This window comes from Kitasatospora sp. NPDC092039, from assembly GCF_044756065.1.
GTDB lineage: Bacteria > Actinomycetota > Actinomycetes > Streptomycetales > Streptomycetaceae > Kitasatospora.
This window is the reverse complement of the sequence record NZ_JBIVSD010000002.1, coordinates 174,624-191,984: the sequence shown is the minus strand read 5'-3', so window position 1 is coordinate 191,984 and position 17,361 is coordinate 174,624. Positions and strand designations below refer to the sequence as shown.

Genomic DNA, 17,361 nt, shown 5'->3' with positions numbered 1-17,361 from the left:
ACGGCGACTGGGCCGTCCGGGGCCGTTGCAGGTTAGCGGATGACGCGGTGTCAGGACTTGGGCTGGGCCTCGCCCTTGGCGTCCTCGCGGACCTTCGGCTGGGCGTCCACGCCGGCCTCGCGGCGCTGCGCCGGGGTGATCGGGGTCGGGGCGCCGGTCAGCGGGTCGCCGCCGGTGGACGTCTTCGGGAAGGCGATGACGTCGCGGATGGTGTCGTACCCGCCCAGCAGCGTGACGATCCGGTCCAGGCCGAAGGCGACACCACCGTGCGGCGGCGGGCCGTAGTTGAAGGCGTCCAGCAGGAAGCCGAACTGCGAGGCCGCCTCCTCCTCGGAGAGGCCGATCGCGTCGAACGCCCGCTTCTGCACGTCGCGCTGGTGGATGCGGATCGAACCGCCGCCCAGCTCCGAGCCGTTGAGGACCAGGTCGTAGGCGTTGGAGAGCGCCGAGCCCGGGTCGGTGTCGAAGGTGGCCAGCGACTCCGCGGTCGGGGCGGTGAACGGGTGGTGCACCGCGTGCCAGCCCTGGAACTGGCCCTTGTCGTCCTCGATCGGCTCGAACATCGGGAAGTCGACGACCCAGAGGAAGGCCCACCGGGACTCGTCGATCAGCTGGCAGCGGCGGCCGATCTCCAGACGGGCGGCGCCGAGCAGCTCCTGCGAGGCGCGCTCCTTGCCGGCCGCGAAGAAGATCGCGTCGCCGTTCTTGGCGCCCGCGGCGGCGGCGAGGCCGGCCAGGTGCTCCTCGGAGAGGTTCTTGGCGACCGGGCCGCGCAGCTCGCCGGTCTCGGCGTCGATGAGGACGTACGCCAGGCCGCGGGCGCCGCGCGCCTTGGCCCAGTCCTGCCAGGCGTCCAGCTGCTTGCGCGGCTGCGAGGCGCCGCCGGGCATGACCACGGCGCCGACGTACGGGGCCTGGAAGACGCGGAAGTCGGTGCCCTTGAAGTACTCGGTCAGGTCGGTGAGCTCCTGGCCGAAGCGGACGTCCGGCTTGTCCGAGCCGTAGCGGCCCATGGCGTCCGCGTAGGTCATCCGCGGCAGCGGGTTGGGGATCTCGTAGCCGTGCACCTCGCGCCAGACGGCGCCGATGATCTTCTCGCCGAGCGCCAGGATGTCCTCCTGGTCGACGAACGACGCCTCGATGTCCAGCTGGGTGAACTCCGGCTGCCGGTCGGCGCGGAAGTCCTCGTCGCGGAAGCAGCGGGCGATCTGGTAGTAGCGCTCCATGCCGGCCACCATCAGCAGCTGCTTGAACAGCTGGGGCGACTGCGGCAGGGCGTACCAGTGGCCGGGCTGGAGGCGGACCGGGACGAGGAAGTCGCGGGCGCCCTCGGGGGTGGAGCGGGTGAGGTACGGCGTCTCGATGTCGAGGTAGTCGTTCTCCTCCATCACCCGGCGGATGATGTTGTTGACCTTGGAGCGCAGGCGCAGGCCCTTGGCCGGGCCCTCACGGCGCAGGTCCAGGTAGCGGTAGCGCAGCCGGACCTCCTCGTTGACCGTGCCGGGCTCGTACTCGGCGACCGGGAACGGCAGCGGGGCGGCCTCGGAGAGCACCTCGATCCCGCTGACGACGACCTCGACGGCGCCGGTCGGGATGTCCGGGTTCTCGTTGCCCTCGGGGCGGACCCGGACGTCGCCGACGACCTTGACGCAGTACTCGGCGCGCAGGCCGTGCACCGAGTCGAGGTCGCGGACCACGATCTGCACGGTGCCGGAGGCGTCGCGCAGGTCGATGAAGGCGACGCCGCCGTGGTCGCGGCGCCGGGCGACCCAGCCGGCCAGGGTGACGGTGGTGCCTGCGTGCTCCGGGCGGAGCGTGCCCGCGTCGTGCGTGCGGATCACAGCTGCTTCTCCTTCAGGGTGGTGACGAGTGCGTCGAGGGCGACGGGGGTCTGCTCGCCGGTGCTCAGGTCCTTGAGCTGGACGACGCCCTCGGCGAGGTCCCGGTCCCCGGCGATCAGGGCGAAGCGGGCGCCGGACCGGTCGGCGGACTTCATGGCGTTCTTGATGCTCTTGACGCCGAAGGCGAGGTCGGTGGCGACGCCGGCCCGGCGCAGCTCGACCACCTTGGCGAACAGGACGTTCTTGGCCTCCTCGCCGAGCGCGACGGCGTAGACGGAGGTGGCGGCCGGCAGGTCGAGGGTGACGCCCTCGGCCTCCAGCGCCAGGTAGCTGCGGTCCACGCCGAGCGCCCAGCCGACGGACGGCAGCGCCGGGCCGCCGATCATCTCGGACAGGCCGTCGTAGCGGCCGCCGCCGCCGATCGCGGACTGCGCGCCGAGGCCGTTGTGCACGAACTCGAAGGTGGTGCGGGTGTAGTAGTCCAGGCCGCGCACCAGCTTGGGGTCGTCCACGAAGGCCACGCCCGCCGCGGTGAGCAGCTCGCGGACCTTCTCGTCGTACGCCTTGCAGGCCTCGCACAGGTAGTCGCGCAGCATCGGGGCGTCGACCAGCTGGGCCTGCACCGACTCGCGCTTGTCGTCGAGGACGCGCAGCGGGTTGATCTCGGCGCGGCGGCGGGTGTCCTCGTCCAGGTCCAGCCCGGAGAGGAACTCGATCAGCGCGGCGCGGTAGACCGGGCGGCACTCCTTGTCGCCGAGGCTGTTGAGCAGCAGCGAGTAGTCGCGCAGGCCCAGCGAGCGGAAGGCGTCGTCGGCCAGGATGATCAGCTCGGCGTCCAGCGCCGGGTCCTCGGCCCCGATCGCCTCGGCGCCGACCTGGGAGAACTGGCGGTAGCGGCCCTTCTGGGCGCGCTCGTAGCGGTAGTACGAGCCGGAGTACCAGAGCTTGACCGGCAGGTTGCCCTGCTTGTGCAGGTTGGCCTGGAGCGCGGCGCGCAGCACCGAGGCGGTGCCCTCGGGGCGCAGCGCGAGCTCGTCGCCGCCCTTGGTGGTGAGGGTGTACATCTCCTTGGTGACGATGTCGGTGGACTCGCCGACACCGCGGGAGAACAGCTTCACGTCCTCGAAGACCGGGGTCTCGACGTAGCCGTAGCCGGCCCGGCGGGCGGGCGCGGCGATGCGCTCGCGGATCGCCAGGAACGTCGCGGAGCTGGGGGGCAGCAGGTCGTAGGTGCCCTTGGGGGCGGTGAAGGTGCTCAACTTCTCTTCCGTCACATTCCTCGTCGCGGGAAAGCCGGGGCGCCGGCCGCCCCCGCTGCCTGTCGGAGGTAGGGGTTGGTGGCGCGCTCGCGGCCGATGGTGGTCTGACCGCCGTGGCCGGAGAGGACCACGGTGGAGTCGTCGAGGGGCAGGCACACCCGGGCCAGCGATTCCATGATCGCCTCGCTGTCCCCGCCCGGGAGGTCCGTGCGCCCGATGGAGCCGGCGAACAGCAGGTCGCCCGAGAACAGCACCGGGGGGAGGTCCTCGGCACCGGGCGTCCGGAAGGTCACCGACCCCCCGGTATGGCCCGGGGCGTGGTCCACGGTGAGCTGCAGGCCGGCCAGCTCCAGCACGCCGCCGTCGGTGAGCTCGCGCACGTCGTCGGGCTCCCCGACGGTGAGCTCGCCCATCAGCTGGGTGCCCAGGGAGCGGCCGAGCGCCCTCTCCGGGTCGGACATCATGTACCGGTCCTCGGGGTGGATCCAGGCCGGGACGCCGCGGGCGCCGCAGACCGGGACCACCGAGGCCACGTGGTCGATGTGGCCGTGGGTGAGCAGCACGGCGACGGGCTTCAGCCGGTGCTCGCGGACCATCTCCTCGACGCCGCGGGCCGCCTGGTGGCCGGGGTCGACGATGACGCACTCCTCGCCCGCCGCCGGAGCGACCAGGTAGCAGTTGGTGCCCCAGGCTCCTGCGGGGAATCCGGCGATGAACACGCGCGTCCTTCGGGTGTGTGCGGCGGTCGGCTGCGGCGCCCACCGGTCTTGGTGCAGCCAGTGACGATGTACGTGCAGCCTACCGGCGCCGCGGGTGCGGTAGCGAACCAGATAGGGGTGGCGGGGCGCGGCGGCCTGACAGGTTCACCGCGTTCTTACGGGCCCGGTCCCTACACTTGGCCGCCGAGGGATGCGATGATCCGCTCCGGAATCCATCCACTTTTCCCGCACATCCGTAGGAGACACGGCCGGTGGTCAGCAGCGAACAGCGGCGGCGGCAGCTCGCCCGAGAGAAGTACGAGCGCCAGTTGGAGCGCCGGGTCGCGGCCCAGGCCGCGCGCAAGCGGCGGAACACGATCCTGGGCGCCTCGCTCGCCGTCGTGGTGCTGGCCGGCGGTGGCACCCTGATCGCCACCGGCGCGTTCAGCTCGGACGACAAGGGCGACACGAAGACCTCGGCCGCGGACCGCCCCCAGGCCGCGCCGACCGGCACCGACGAGCCGACCACCCCGACCCGCAAGCCGGTCGAGGGCTGCGCGGCCCCGGCGCCGGGCGCGCCCAACGGCAAGCAGTGGCAGGCCGAGCCGCCCATGACGATCGACGCCGGCGGCTCGTACACGATGACGCTGGACAGCAACTGCGGCAAGGTGACGGTCGCGCTGGACGCCGCCAAGGCCCCGCACACCGTGAACTCCTTCGCCTTCCTGGCCGGCGAGCAGTACTTCGACCACACCAAGTGCCACCGCCTCACCACCGACGGCATCTTCGTGCTCCAGTGCGGCGACCCGACCGCCAGCGCAACCGTTCCCGGCGGCACCGGCGGCCCCGGCTACAAGTTCGCGGACGAGAACCTGACCGGGGCGACCTACCCGGCCGGCACCGTGGCGATGGCCAACTCCGGCCCGGGCACCAACGGCAGCCAGTTCTTCCTGGTCTACAAGGACACCAAGCTGCCGCCGAACTACACCCCGTTCGGCAAGGTCACCGGTGGCCTGGACGCCGTCCAGAAGATCGCCGCCGCGGGCACCCTGGAGGGCTCGCCGGACGGCCACCCGATGGCCGACGTCACCTTCAACTCCGTTACGGTGGCGAAGGGTTGACCCACCCCGGGGCCGTCGGCGGGTGGCGTGCGCGCCGCCCCCGCACGGCCCCGGGCCGAAATCGCCCGGCCCGGATGCGGACAGCACCGGGCCTGGTCGCCTATGTTGGCGTTGTATAGGGTGCCCGCACCCGCCTGGCCGTCACCCTCGGCAGCAAGGCACGGCGGACGGGGACGGCGGACTTCTTTCGGTCCGTCGCACATCAACTGTGGACGACGGACGCGCGCCGCCCCGGCGCGGGCGCGACGTCATGTGGAGGACGCGCTATGAGCAGCGACCCGTGGGGCCGTGTGGACGAGCAGGGCACGGTCTACGTCAGGACGGCCGACGGTGAACGCGTCGTCGGTTCCTGGCAGGCCGGCTCGCCCGAGGAGGCCCTCGCCTACTTCGAGCGCAAGTACCAGGGCATCGAGGTGGAGATCGGCCTGCTGGAGAAGCGGGTGCGCACCACCGACCTGGCCGCCAAGGACGCCCAGGCCGCGCTGGAGCACCTGCGCGCCCAGGTCGTCGAGGGGCACGCGGTCGGTGACCTGGAGGGCCTGGCCAAGCGGCTGGACACGCTCGCCGGCGAGATCGAGAGCCGGCGCGAGGAGCGCAAGGCCGCCCGCGCCAAGGCCCAGGACGAGGCCCGCGCGGCCAAGGAGGCGCTGGTCTCCGAGGCCGAGCAGCTCGCCGAGTCCACCCAGTGGCGGGAGGCCGGCGACCGGCTGCGCGCCCTGGTGGACACCTGGAAGGGCCTGCCGCGCCTGGACCGCAAGAGCGACGACGAGCTGTGGCACCGCTTCTCGCACGCCCGCTCGGTCTTCTCCAAGCACCGCAAGGCGCACTTCGCCACCCTGGACGCGGAGCGCGAGAGGGCCCGGCAGACCAAGGAGGCGCTGGTCGCCGAGGCCGAGGCGCTGTCCTCGTCCACGGACTGGGGCAGCACCGCGGCCTCGTACCGCGACCTGATGGCGCGCTGGAAGGCCGCCGGCCGGGCCCAGCGGGACATCGAGGACGAGCTGTGGGCGCGGTTCCGCGGCGCCCAGGACGTCTTCTTCCAGGCCCGCTCCGCGGTGTTCAGCGAGCGGGACGCCGAGCAGGTGGAGAACCAGAAGCTCAAGGAGGCGCTGGCCGCCGAGGCCGAGGCGATCCTGCCGATCACCGACCTCAAGGCCGCCAAGGCCGCGCTGCGGGAGGTGAACGAGCGCTGGGAGGCGATCGGTCACGTGCCGCGCGAGGTCCGTCCGAAGCTGGACGGCCGGCTGAACGCGGTCGAGCGGGCCATCCGCGAGGCCGAGGACGCCGAGTGGAAGCGCTCCAACCCGGAGGCCAAGGCCCGCGCGGCCGGCATGGTGGGCCTGTTCCAGGCCAAGGCCGACAAGATCCAGGCCGACCTGGACAAGGCCCGCGCGGCCGGCAACGCCTCCCGGATCGCCAAGCTGGAGTCCGAGCTGGCCGGTGTGCGGACCCTGCTGGAGCAGGCGCACCGGAGCCAGGAGGAGTTCAGCGGCTGATCTCCTCGCCGCGCTGGACGACGAAGGCCCCCGGGAGCGCTCCCGGGGGCCTTCCGCGTACCCGCCGCTACTTGCGGGCGGAGGTGACGCGGTAGACGTCGTACACGCCCTCGACGCCGCGCACCGCCTTGAGCACGTGGCCCAGGTGCTTCGGGTCGCCCATCTCGAAGGTGAAGCGGCTCATCGCCACCCGGTCCCGGGAGGTCTGCACCGCCGCCGACAGGATGTTGACGTGCTGGTCGGAGAGCACCCGGGTGACGTCCGAGAGCAGCCGGGAGCGGTCCAGCGCCTCGACCTGGATGGCCACCAGGAAGACCGAGGACTGGGTGGCCGCCCACTCGACGTCGATCATGCGCTCCGGCTGCTGGCTCAGCGCCTCCACGTTGACGCAGTCGGCGCGGTGCACCGAGACGCCGTTGCCGCGGGTGACGAAGCCGACGATCGGGTCGCCCGGAACCGGGGTGCAGCAGCGGGAGAGCTTGACCCAGACGTCCTCGACGCCCTTGACGATCACGCCCGGGTCGCCCTTGGCCCGGCGGCGCACCGCGCGGCGGTTGTCGTGGGTCGGGGTGGCGGTCTCCGCCAGGTCCTCGGTCGCGCCCTCCTCGCCGCCGAGCGCCTGGACCAGCTTCTGCACGATGTTCGGCGCGGCGACGTGGCCCTCGCCGATGGCGGCGTAGAGCGAGGAGATGTCGGGGTAGCGCATCTCGTGGGCCAGGGTGACCAGCGAGTCGCCGGTCAGGATCCGCTGGATCGGCAGGCCCTGCTTGCGCATCGCCCGGACGATCGCCTCCTTGCCGTGCTCGATCGCCTCCTCGCGGCGCTCCTTGGAGAACCAGGCGCGGATCTTGTTGCGGGCGCGCGGCGACTTGACGAAGCCCAGCCAGTCCCGGGACGGTCCGGCGTTCTCCGCCTTGGAGGTGAACACCTCGACGGTGTCGCCGTTCTCCAGGGTCGACTCCAGCGGCACCAGCCGCCCGTTGACCCGGGCGCCTATCGTCCGGTAGCCGACCTCGGTGTGCACCGCGAAGGCGAAGTCGACCGGGGTCGCCCCGGCCGGCAGGGCTATCACGTCGCCCTTGGGGGTGAAGACGAAGACCTCGTTGCTGGCCAGGTCGAAGCGGAGCGACTCCAGGAACTCGCCCGGGTCGGCGGTCTCCTTCTGCCAGTCCAGCAGCTGCCGCAGCCAGGCCATCTCGTTGACGGCGCCGGCCTTGTCGTCCTTGCGGACCTGGGTCGGGGTGTCGGTGCGGACCTTGGACGCCCCGGCCACCGCGCGCTGCTTGTACTTCCAGTGCGCGGCGATGCCGTACTCGGCCCGCCGGTGCATGTCGAAGGTGCGGATCTGCAGCTCGACCGGCTTGCCCCCGGGACCGATCACCGTGGTGTGCAGCGACTGGTACATGTTGAACTTGGGCATCGCGATGTAGTCCTTGAACCGCCCCGGCACCGGGTTCCACCGCGCGTGGATGGTGCCCAGCGCCGCGTAGCAGTCGCGGACGGTGTCGACCAGGACCCGGATGCCCACCAGGTCGTAGATCTCGGCGAAGTCCCGGCCCCGGACGATCATCTTCTGGTAGACCGAGTAGTAGTGCTTCGGCCGGCCGGTGACGGAGGCGGTGATCCGGGCGCCGCGCAGGTCCGCCTGGACCTGGTCGATGACGGTCGCCAGGTACTCGTCCCGCTTGGGGGCGCGCTCGGCGACCAGCCGGACGATCTCGTCGTACATCTTGGGGTAGAGGATCGCGAAGGCGAGGTCCTCCAGCTCCCACTTGATGGTGTTCATGCCCAGCCGGTGTGCCAGCGGGGCGTAGATCTCCAGCGTCTCGCGGGCCTTCTTCTCCTGCTTCTCCCGCTTGAGGTAGCGCATCGTGCGCATGTTGTGCAGGCGGTCGGCCAGCTTGATCACCAGGACCCGCGGGTCCTTGGCCATCGCCACGACCATCTTGCGGACGGTCTCGGCCTGCGCGGCCTCGCCGAACTTGACCCGGTCCAGCTTGGTGACGCCGTCCACCAGCAGGGCCACCGAGTCGCCGAAGTCCTTGCGCAGGGTCTCCAGGCCGTAGTCGGTGTCCTCGACGGTGTCGTGCAGCAGCCCGGCCATCAGGGTCGGGGCGTCCATGCCGAGCTCGGCCAGGATCGTCGCCACGGCCAGCGGGTGGGTGATGTACGGGTCGCCGCTCTTGCGCTTCTGCCCGCGGTGCCACTTCTCGGCGACCGCGTAGGCCTTCTCGATGTCGCGCAGCAGCGCCGGGTCGGCCTTGGGGTCGTTGGCCCGGATCGAGCGGAACAGCGGCTCCAGGACGGGGTTCAGCACGCTGGAGCGCTGGCCGCCCAGCCGGGCCAGCCGGGCCCGCATGCCGCCGGTGGAGCCGCGGCCCGACGGGCCGAGCGAACGCGAGGAGGTGGGCGCCGGGCGTGCCGGGGTGGCCCCCGAGGGCGTGGGACGGTCTTCGGGGGCGGCCGCTGCGGCCGTGGGCACAACCTCGTCGGGCAAGGACAACTCCTCGGGGCACCGGGCCGACCCCCCGCCGAGACCCGAACCGTCGGGTACAACCGGGAGGGGATGAATCTTCATGGTACCGAGCCGGGCGCCGACGTGTTCATCCGGCCGGGCCCGGAAACGGAAGGACGGCGGTCGGATGTCCCGACCGCCGTCCTTCCGGGAGGCCCTCAGACCGTGACCAGCGTCTCCAGCGGAGCGCCGTCCAGGTGCCCGGACAGCCGCTCGCGGCCGTCCAGGAAGCCCAGCTCCATCAGCACCACGACGCCCGCCAGCTCGGCCCCGGCCTCCTTCACCAGGTCCAGCGAGGCGCCGATGGTGCCACCGGTGGCCAGCACGTCGTCCACCACCAGCACCCGCTCACCGGGCGCGAAGGCGTCGCACTGCACCTCCAGCGTCGCCGAGCCGTACTCCAGCTCGTACGACCGCCGGAACACCTCGCCGGGCAGCTTGCCCTGCTTGCGGATCGGCACGAAGCCGAGCCCGGCCGCGAAGGCCGCCGGGGCCGCCAGCACGAAGCCGCGCGCCTCCAGGCCCACCACCTTGGTCGCACCGAGCTCCTCGGCCCGGTCCGCCAGTGCCCGGGTGAGGGCGCCGAAGGCCTCGGCGTCGGCGAGCAGCGGCGCGATGTCCTTGAACAGCACACCCGGCTTCGGGTAGTCCGGGACGTCCCGGATCCGGCTGTTCAGCAGCTCGGCCAGTGCGGTGTCGGCGGTGGTCACGGTGGTGTCCTTCACGGTCTGTCGGTGCCTCGGGTCAGCGCTTGGTGGACGGACGGCCCTTGGCACGGCCGGTGCCGGCCGAACGGCCGCGCTGTCCGACCATACCCGCGGGCTGCTCCTCGCCCGACGGCTCCTCGTCCGCCGCGGCCCCCTCCGCGGCCTCGGCCTTGGCGGCCGCGGCGCGGTGCTGGAGGACCCGCTTGCGCAGCGCCTTCATCTCCGGCTGCTCCTCCTTGAGCTGCGCCAGCAGCGGGGTGGCGACGCAGATCGAGGAGTAGGCACCGGCCGCGAGACCGATGAACAGCGCGAGCGAGATGTCGTTCAGGGTGCCGGCGCCCAGGAGGCCGCCACCGATGAACAGCAGCGCGGCGACCGGCAGCAGCGCCACCACGGTGGTGTTGAGCGAGCGCACCAGGGTCTGGTTGAGGCCCGCGTTGGCGGCCTCGCTGTAGGTGCGCCGGTTCTGCTTGGTGAGCCCCTTGGTGTTCTCCTTCACGGTGTCGAAGACGACGACCGTGTCGTAGAGCGAGTAACCGAGGATGGTCAGGAAGCCGATCACCGTACCCGGGGTGACCTCGAAGCCCACCAGGGCGTACACGCCGATGGTGATCAGGAGGTCGTGGATGAGGGCGACCAGGGCGGACACCGCCATCCGCCACTCGAAGGCGATCGCCAGGTAGACCGTCACCAGGATCATGAAGACGATCAGACCGGTGAGCGCCTTCTGGGAGATCTGCTTGCCCCAGCTGGGGCCGATCACCTGGGCCTCGACGGTGTCCAGCGGCACGTCGAGCTTCTGCGAGAGCTCGGTGCGGATCTGGTCCGAGCTCTTCGGCTCCTCGGTGCTGACCTGGATGCGGATCTTGCCGTTCTCGGTCGACTGCACCAGCGGGTGCGAGGAGACGACCCCGTCCGCGGTTTCCTGCGCCTGGGAGACCGTCAGGCCGGGCTTGGCCACGGTGTAGACCGAGCCGCCCTTGAACTCGATGCCCAGGTGCAGGCCCATGGCCAGGCCGATCGCCGCGACCAGCACGATCACGCCGGAGATGGAGTACCAGAGCTTGCGGCGTCCGACGAAGTCGAAGCTGACTTCGCCCTGGTAGAGCCGGTGGCCCAGGTTGGAGAAGCGTGACACGGTGTCAGGCCTCCTTCACGGCGGCAGAGGAGGGGCTACGGCGACGGCTGCTGCGCAGCGGCGGGCGGGCGCCCAGCCGCTTCGGGTCCAGGCCGGACCACGGGTGGCCGTTCAGGAAGAACTTCCGGCGGGCCAGCAGCGTGATGAGCGGCTTGGTGAAGAGGAAGATCACCACGACGTCGAGCGCGGTGGTCAGACCCAGGGTGAACGCGAAGCCCTGGACCTTGCCGACCGAGACCACGTAGAGCACGGCGGCACAGAGGAAGGACACGAAGTCCGAGACCAGGATGGTGCGCCGGGCGCGCGGCCAGGCCCGCTGGACCGCCGGGCGCAGCGGGGCGCCCTCGCGGACCTCGTCGCGGATGCGCTCGAAGTACACGATGAAGGAGTCCGCGGTGATGCCGATCGCGACGATCGCACCGCAGACCGCCGGCAGGTTCAGCGCGAAGCCGATCGCGTTGCCGAGCAGGCTCATGATCGAGTAGGTCAGGGCCGCCGAGACGAGCAGACCGGCGATCGAGACCAGGCCGAGGCCGCGGTAGTAGACCAGCGAGTAGGCGACCACCAGGATCATGCCGATCGCGCCGGCGATCAGACCGGCCTTGAGCTGGTCGCTGCCGAGCGCCGGGGAGACGGTGGTGATGTCGCTCTTGCTGAACTCCAGCGGCAGCGCGCCGTAGCCCAGCACGTTGGCGAGGTCCTGCGCCTCGGCCTGCGAGAAGCGGCCGGTGATGACCGCGCTGCCGCCCGGGATCGCCCCGTTGACCTGCGGGTGGGAGACGACCTGGTTGTCCAGCACGATGGCGAACTGGTTGTTCGGCGGGGCCTGGGTGGCCAGCTGGCCGGTGACCTTGGTGAAGGCGTCCGTGCCGGTGCCGTTGAACTGCAGCTGGACCTGCCAGCCGGCGCCGGTCTGGGTGTCGATGGTGGCCTGGGCCTTGGAGACGTCCGAGCCCTTCACGGCCACGGGGCCGAGGGCGAGCTTCTCGTAGTAGCCGTTCTCGGCCTTCTGCGAGCAGGCGACGACGGCCTTGTCCTCGGCGCCGGTCTGGGCGGCGCGGACGTCGGGCTTGGAGCAGTCCAGGGCGGCGAACGCGGCGGCCAGCTCGGGCGGCACGCTGCCCTGGGTCATCGCGGCGCTCAGGTCGGCGGCGTTCGGCGTGGCCGCGGCGCTCGGGGCACCGGTGGCGGCCGGGGCCGCGCTGCCGGTGGCGGCGGGGGTCGCTGCGCCGGTGGCGGCGGGAGTCGGGGTGGCCCCTTCGGCGGCCAGCGCCTCGCTCGCGGGGCGGCCCTGCTTGGTGGCGCTCGCGGTCGCCGACGGGGTGCCGGTGGCGGCGGCGGACGGGGTCGCGCCCGGGGTGCCGGTGGCGGCCGCGGACGGGGTGCCGGTCGGCGCCGGGGCGCTGATGCCGCTGGGGGCCACGGCCAGGACCGGGCGGAAGAACAGCTTGGCGGTGGTACCCACCTGGTCCGCCGCGTTCTGCCGGTCGCCGCCCTTGGGGATGTTCACGATGATCGTGTCCGAGCCCTGGGTCTGGACCTCCGCCTCGGAGACACCCATCCCGTTGACGCGGCGCTCGATGATCCCGACGGCGATGTCCATGTTGGACTTGCTGAGCGCCTTGGGGTCGGACGACTTCGCGGTCAGCGTGATGCTGGTGCCACCGGCGAGATCGATCCCGAGCCGGGGCTTGGTGGTGCCCGTCCCGAACATGAGGGCGACCAGTCCGACGGTGACGACCAGGATGAGGGCAAGCGCCCGCCCTGGGTAGCCGTCGCGCGGGCGCGACTTGGGTGTTGCCACCTTGCTCGTTTCTCCCTGTCCATGCCACTTCCCCGGCCGTACCCCCGGCCGGCGATCGTCGGGACGGGGGTACGGGCGGTTGTGCGGCCCTGAGGTCCTGTGGGCTCGCGGCACTGCGCCGCGCGGCCGGGCGGGTTGCCCGTCCGTACTACTTGCTCGCGGGAGCCCCGCCCTCGGCATCGCCCTTCTCGGCGCTGTCCTTGGTGAGCGTCAGCGGCTTGTCCTCGGCCGGCTCGGCGTCGGCCTCCTCGGCCTCCGGCTCGGGCAGCTCGTCATCGGCGGGGCGGCCGTTGATGATCGCGTCGTACTCCTGGGGGTCCAGGACGGCCGCGATGGCGCTCTTGGTGAAGTGGGTGACCACGCCGGGCGCGATCTCCAGCTCGACGGTCTCCTCGTTGACCGCCTTCACCTGGGCGTACAGGCCACCGATGGTGCGCACCCCCGCCCCGGGCTCCAGCGAGGTCTGCATGCTCTGCATCTGCTGCTGGCGCTTCTTCTGCGACCGGAACATGAGCACGATCGCGATGATCGGGAGGAGAAGGATGATGAGGTTCACTGCAGCCAGGGTCCTTTACGGGCCGCCGGCCGGCGGCCTGTGTGGTATTGGTCGGCCCGTCAGGTGAGAGGGGCGGTCCGGCGGAGTCTAGGCGACCCCGAATCGATCGGACAACGCCAAGCATCGCATCCTGCCGCCGAAAGTGGCGACCCTCCGCCTGCACTGTTTCCCCGGACTTCCGTCCCGGCTCCTCCGTGTGCCGCCACGGATGCGCGGGGCGGGAACCGACCGGCCGGACTCACCCGTTCAGCCGATGGCGGTCAACTCTCGTCGGCGGGGAACAGCTCCGACTGGGCCGGAACGCTTCCGCGCGTGGTCTGGACCGGCGGGGTCTGCGCCGGCGGGGTCAGGCCGAGGTGCTGCCAGGCGGCGGCGGTGGCGATCCGCCCGCGCGGGGTGCGGGCGAGCAGGCCCTCGCGGACCAGGAAGGGCTCGGCGACCTCCTCGACCGTCTCGGACTCCTCCCCCACGGCGACCGCGAGTGTCGACAAACCGACCGGACCGCCGCCGAACAGCCGCAGCAGCGCGTCCAGCACCGCGCGGTCCAGCCGGTCCAGACCGCGGGCGTCCACCTCGTAGACGTCCAGCGCCTGGGCGGCGATCTCCGCCGTGACCTGCCCGTCGTGCCGGACCTGGGCGTAGTCGCGGACCCGGCGCAGCAGCCGGTTGGCGATGCGCGGGGTGCCGCGCGAGCGCCCGGCGATCTCGGCCGCGCCGGCCGGGTCTATCTCCACGTCCAGCAGCGTGGCCGAGCGGTGCACCACCCGCTGGAGCTCGGCCGGGGCGTAGAACTCCATGTGCCCGGTGAAGCCGAAGCGGTCGCGCAGCGGTGGCGGCAGCAGGCCGGCCCGGGTGGTGGCGCCGACCAGGGTGAAGGGCGGCAGCTCCAATGGGATGGCGGTGGCGCCCGGGCCCTTGCCGACGATCACGTCGACCCGGAAGTCCTCCATCGCCATGTAGAGCATCTCCTCGGCCGGCCGGGACATCCGGTGGATCTCGTCGAGGAAGAGCACCTCGCCCTCGGTGAGCGAGGAGAGGATCGCCGCGAGGTCCCCCGCGTGCTGGATGGCCGGGCCGGAGGTGATCCGGATCGGGGCGCCCAGCTCGGCGGCGATGATCATGGACAGGGTGGTCTTGCCGAGCCCGGGCGGGCCGCTCAGCAGCACGTGGTCGGGCGCGCTGCCGCGCTGGCGGGCCGCCTGGAGCACCAGCGACAGCTGCTCGCGCACCCGCTCCTGGCCGATGAACTCGTCCAGCAGCTTGGGCCGCAGCGCGGCCTCCACCGCCTGGTCCTCACCGTCGGCGGCGGCCGTGACCAGCCGGTCGGCGGGTTCCGGGTCGTACATCGTCGCGGGCTCCAGAGTCTCCGGTGTCGACAAGGGGACAGATCGTCAGGTGGTCAGCGGGCGCGGTTGAGGCCGCGCAGGGCGAGCCGGAGCAGGGCGCCGACGTCCGGCGTCGGCTGCGCCTCGGCCTCCGGGGTGACGGCCGCGACCGCCTCGTCCGCCTCGCGCGGGGCGTAGCCGAGGCCGGTCAGCGCGGAGTGCAGCTGCTCGCTCCACGGCGCCGGGCCGGCCGCGACCGGCTTCTGGGCGGGGACGGCGCCGTGCGGGGCGCCGAGCTTGTCCTTGTACTCCAGCAGCAGCTTGGCCGCCTTGGCCTTGCCGATGCCCGGCACGGCGACCAGCGCCTTCTCGTCGCCGCCCGCGACGGCGGCGCGCAGCGCGTCGGGGCTGTGCACGCCGAGGATCGCCTGCGCCAGCTTGGGGCCGACGCCGGGCGCGGCCTGGAGGATCTCGAACACGGCGCGCTCGTCGTCGTCCGCGAAGCCGAACAGGGTGAGCGAGTCCTCCCGGACCACCAGCGAGGTGGCCAGCCGGGCCGGCTCGCCCAGCCGCAGCCCGGCCAGGGTGTTCGGGGTGCACTGCACGGCCATGCCGACCCCGCCGACCTCGACCACCGCGATCCCGGAGGAGATGGCCGCGACGGGCCCTTGCACGAACGCGATCATCGGACGGTGCCCTTCACGGAGGTGGTACGGGGAGTGGCGCGGGCGGCCCGGACGGCCGCCTCCAGCCGGTTGGTCGCCCCGCCGCGCCAGATGTGGCAGATGGCGAGCGCCAGCGCGTCGGCGGCGTCGGCGGGCTTGGGCGGCGCGTCCAGCCGCAGCAGGCGCTGCACCATGGCGGTGACCTGCGCCTTGTCGGCCCGGCCGGAGCCGGTGACGGCGGCCTTGACCTCGCTGGGGGTGTGCAGGGTGACGGGGATGCCGCGCCGGGTGGCGCAGAGCATCGCGACGGCACTGGCCTGGGCGGTGCCCATCACGGTGCGGACGTTGTGCTGGGCGAAGACCCGCTCGACGGCGACCAGGTCGGGCCGGTGCTCGTCCAGCCAGGCCTCGATGCCCTGCTCGACCTGGAGCAGCCGCTGCCCGATCTCGGCCTCGGCGGGCGTGCGAACCACGCCGACCCCGGCCATCCGCAGCGGCCGGCCCGGCGCGCCCTCGACCACGCCGACCCCGCACCTCGTCAGCCCCGGGTCCACGCCCAGTACCCGAACCACTCGCCCCGCCTCTCGTCGACCGCCGCCCGCAGGCGACCTGCGAAGGCTACCGTCCGGGTCCGACAACCCGACCGACGACACCGGCCCGGTGGTCCAGGGACCACCGGGCCGGGCAGTGGGAACGGTCACCCGCCGTCGATCGGACGCCGCCGTGTCACTCGGCGTCGAGCTGCGCGCCGACCTCGTCGGGGATGTCGAAGTTGGCGAAGACGTTCTGCACGTCGTCGCTGTCCTCCAGTGCGTCGATCAGCTTAAGGATCTTGCGGGCGCCGTCGACGTCCAGCTCGACCTGCATGCTGGGGAGGAAGTTGGCCTCGGCCGAGTCGTAGTCGACGCCGGCGTCGACCAGCGCGGTGCGCACGGCGACCATCTTCGAGGCCTCGGAGACGATCTCGAACGAGTCGCCGAGGTCGTTGATCTCCTCCGGCTCCTGGTCCAGGACGACCTCGAACAGCTTGTCCTCGTCCACGCCGTCGGACTTCGGGACGATGACGACGCCCTTGCGGGTGAACAGGTACGACACCGAGCCCGGGTCGGCCATCGAGCCGCCGTTGCGGGTCATCGCGACGCGCACGTCGGAGGCGGCGCGGTTGCGGTTGTCGGTGAGGCACTCGATCAGGACCGCGACGCCGTTCGGGCCGTAGCCCTCGTACATGATGGTCTGGTAGTCGGCACCGCCGGCCTCCAGACCGCCACCGCGCTTGACGGCGCGGTTGATGTTGTCGATCGGGACCGAGCTCTTCTTCGCCTTCTGGATGGCGTCGTAGAGGGTCGGGTTGCCCGCCGGGTCGGGCCCGCCGGTCTTCGCCGCCACCTCGATGTTCTTGATCATCTTGGCGAAGAGCTTGCCGCGCTTGGCGTCGATCACGGCCTTCTTGTGCTTGGTGGTAGCCCACTTAGAGTGGCCGGACATCGCCAGCTCCTTTACGTCGCCAAAGGGAAATGAACAGATGAGATCTTACCGGTGTTGTCACCGGTGAGGCGCACACGGTCAGCGCGCGGCCGGCCCGGTCAGCGCGCGGCCGCCGCGAGGTGCTCCTCGACCATCCGCACGAAGTACGCGTGCACCCGGTGGTCGCCAGTCAGCTCGGGGTGGAACGAGGTGGCCAGCAGGTTGCCCTGGCGCACCGCCACGATCCGGCTCTCCGGGCCGTCCGCGGCGGGCAGCTCGGCCAGCACCCTGACGCCGGCGCCGACCGACTCGACCCAGGGGGCCCGGATGAAGACGCCGTGCACCGGCGCGTCGTCCAGGCCCGCGAAGTCGATCCCGGACTCGAAGGACTCGTTCTGGCGGCCGAAGGCGTTGCGGCGCACCGTCATGTCGATGCCGCCGACGGTCTGCTGGTCGTCGCGGCCGTCCAGGATCTTGTCCGCCAGCATGATCATGCCCGCGCAGGTGCCGTAGACCGGCATCCCGGCGGCGACCCGCTCGCGCAGCGGGTCCATCACGCCGAACAGCAGCGCCAGCTTGGACATGGTGGTGGACTCCCCGCCGGGGATGACCAGCGCGTCGACCTCGGCCAGCTCCTCGGCGCGGCGCACCGGACGGGCGAGCGCGTCGGCCTCGGCCAGCGCCACCAGGTGCTCGCGGACGTCGCCCTGGAGGGCGAGGACGCCGATGACAGGAGTGCTCACGGTCTTCAACCTCTATCGATCGTTACGAC

General features: G+C 71.9%; 15 protein-coding genes. 2 read left to right on the top strand and 13 right to left on the bottom strand.

The annotated features are described in order from the left end of the window. Positions 1-50: 50 nt before the first annotated feature. The 3 genes from aspS to ACIQI7_RS04220 are packed head-to-tail and all read right to left on the bottom strand — an operon-like array spanning position 51 to position 3,819. The gene (gene aspS, locus ACIQI7_RS04230) at positions 51-1,841 is read right to left on the bottom strand and encodes an aspartate--tRNA ligase (protein ID WP_401104953.1); all 1,791 of its coding nucleotides are present in this window, start codon (positions 1,839-1,841) and stop codon (positions 51-53) included. Continuing rightward, positions 1,838-3,100, bottom strand: a complete 1,263-nt coding sequence (hisS, locus tag ACIQI7_RS04225; RefSeq protein ID WP_401104949.1) for a histidine--tRNA ligase — start codon at positions 3,098-3,100, stop codon at positions 1,838-1,840. Before hisS ends, aspS begins: the two co-directional genes overlap by 4 nt. An 11-nt stretch (positions 3,101-3,111) precedes the next feature. Continuing rightward, entirely contained in the window at positions 3,112-3,819 is a 708-nt protein-coding gene (locus tag ACIQI7_RS04220) for an MBL fold metallo-hydrolase (protein WP_401104946.1), read from the bottom strand. A gap of 251 nt (positions 3,820-4,070) precedes the next feature. Here ACIQI7_RS04220 and ACIQI7_RS04215 point away from each other — a divergent pair, with 251 nt between their 5' ends. Together ACIQI7_RS04215 and ACIQI7_RS04210 are read left to right on the top strand one after the other, a co-directional pair. Next, complete coding sequence (locus ACIQI7_RS04215; RefSeq protein WP_401104944.1) at positions 4,071-4,919, top strand: peptidylprolyl isomerase; 849 nt, start codon at positions 4,071-4,073, stop codon at positions 4,917-4,919. Between the two features lie 266 nt (positions 4,920-5,185). Beyond that, positions 5,186-6,415, top strand: coding sequence for a DUF349 domain-containing protein (locus tag ACIQI7_RS04210; RefSeq protein WP_401104941.1), 1,230 nt, complete (start codon positions 5,186-5,188; stop codon positions 6,413-6,415). 67 nt (positions 6,416-6,482) lie between these two features. On the opposite strand, the gene ACIQI7_RS04205 is transcribed toward ACIQI7_RS04210, so the two are convergent. The 10 genes from ACIQI7_RS04205 to pdxT all read right to left on the bottom strand — a co-directional run bounded on the left by ACIQI7_RS04205 (position 6,483) and on the right by pdxT (position 17,332). Beyond that, positions 6,483-8,897 carry a RelA/SpoT family protein gene (locus ACIQI7_RS04205; protein ID WP_401105675.1) on the bottom strand — a complete coding sequence of 805 codons (2,415 nt, stop codon included), beginning with the start codon at positions 8,895-8,897 and terminating at the stop codon, positions 6,483-6,485. Positions 8,898-9,088: 191 nt separating this feature from the next. Next, positions 9,089-9,640, bottom strand: a complete 552-nt coding sequence (locus ACIQI7_RS04200) for an adenine phosphoribosyltransferase (protein ID WP_401104938.1) — start codon at positions 9,638-9,640, stop codon at positions 9,089-9,091. A gap of 34 nt (positions 9,641-9,674) precedes the next feature. Then, positions 9,675-10,775 (bottom strand): protein translocase subunit SecF, encoded by a 1,101-nt coding sequence (secF, locus tag ACIQI7_RS04195; protein WP_401104935.1) that lies wholly within the window; start codon positions 10,773-10,775, stop codon positions 9,675-9,677. A 4-nt stretch (positions 10,776-10,779) separates the two neighbouring features. After that, positions 10,780-12,579: a protein translocase subunit SecD gene (secD, locus tag ACIQI7_RS04190; RefSeq protein ID WP_401104932.1), complete on the bottom strand. Its 1,800-nt coding sequence runs from the start codon at positions 12,577-12,579 to the stop codon at positions 10,780-10,782. Positions 12,580-12,727: 148 nt separating this feature from the next. Beyond that, positions 12,728-13,135 (bottom strand): preprotein translocase subunit YajC, encoded by a 408-nt coding sequence (gene yajC / locus ACIQI7_RS04185; protein ID WP_401104929.1) that lies wholly within the window; start codon positions 13,133-13,135, stop codon positions 12,728-12,730. 260 nt (positions 13,136-13,395) lie between these two features. Then, positions 13,396-14,481, bottom strand: coding sequence for a Holliday junction branch migration DNA helicase RuvB (ruvB, locus tag ACIQI7_RS04180; protein WP_387751914.1), 1,086 nt, complete (start codon positions 14,479-14,481; stop codon positions 13,396-13,398). 53 nt (positions 14,482-14,534) lie between these two features. After that, positions 14,535-15,146, bottom strand: a complete 612-nt coding sequence (gene ruvA / locus ACIQI7_RS04175) for a Holliday junction branch migration protein RuvA (RefSeq protein WP_401104926.1) — start codon at positions 15,144-15,146, stop codon at positions 14,535-14,537. Beyond that, the gene (gene ruvC / locus ACIQI7_RS04170; RefSeq protein WP_387750834.1) at positions 15,143-15,697 is read right to left on the bottom strand and encodes a crossover junction endodeoxyribonuclease RuvC; all 555 of its coding nucleotides are present in this window, start codon (positions 15,695-15,697) and stop codon (positions 15,143-15,145) included. Before ruvC ends, ruvA begins: the two co-directional genes overlap by 4 nt. Before the next feature lie 154 nt (positions 15,698-15,851). Next, positions 15,852-16,610 carry a YebC/PmpR family DNA-binding transcriptional regulator gene (locus ACIQI7_RS04165; protein WP_401104922.1) on the bottom strand — a complete coding sequence of 253 codons (759 nt, stop codon included), beginning with the start codon at positions 16,608-16,610 and terminating at the stop codon, positions 15,852-15,854. A gap of 98 nt (positions 16,611-16,708) precedes the next feature. Further along, the gene (gene pdxT, locus ACIQI7_RS04160; protein WP_401104919.1) at positions 16,709-17,332 is read right to left on the bottom strand and encodes a pyridoxal 5'-phosphate synthase glutaminase subunit PdxT; all 624 of its coding nucleotides are present in this window, start codon (positions 17,330-17,332) and stop codon (positions 16,709-16,711) included. Positions 17,333-17,361: the final 29 nt, after the last annotated feature.

What these genes read in the sequence shown, in the direction of transcription:
- ACIQI7_RS04210 (WP_401104941.1), top strand. Translation starts at nt 5,186, where the DNA reads ATGAGCAGCGACCCGTGGGGCCGTGTGGACGAGCAGGGCACGGTCTAC.
- ruvB (WP_387751914.1), bottom strand. Translation starts at nt 14,481, where the DNA reads ATGTACGACCCGGAACCCGCCGACCGGCTGGTCACGGCCGCCGCCGAC.
- ruvA (WP_401104926.1), bottom strand. Translation starts at nt 15,146, where the DNA reads ATGATCGCGTTCGTGCAAGGGCCCGTCGCGGCCATCTCCTCCGGGATC.
- ACIQI7_RS04165 (WP_401104922.1), bottom strand. Translation starts at nt 16,610, where the DNA reads ATGTCCGGCCACTCTAAGTGGGCTACCACCAAGCACAAGAAGGCCGTG.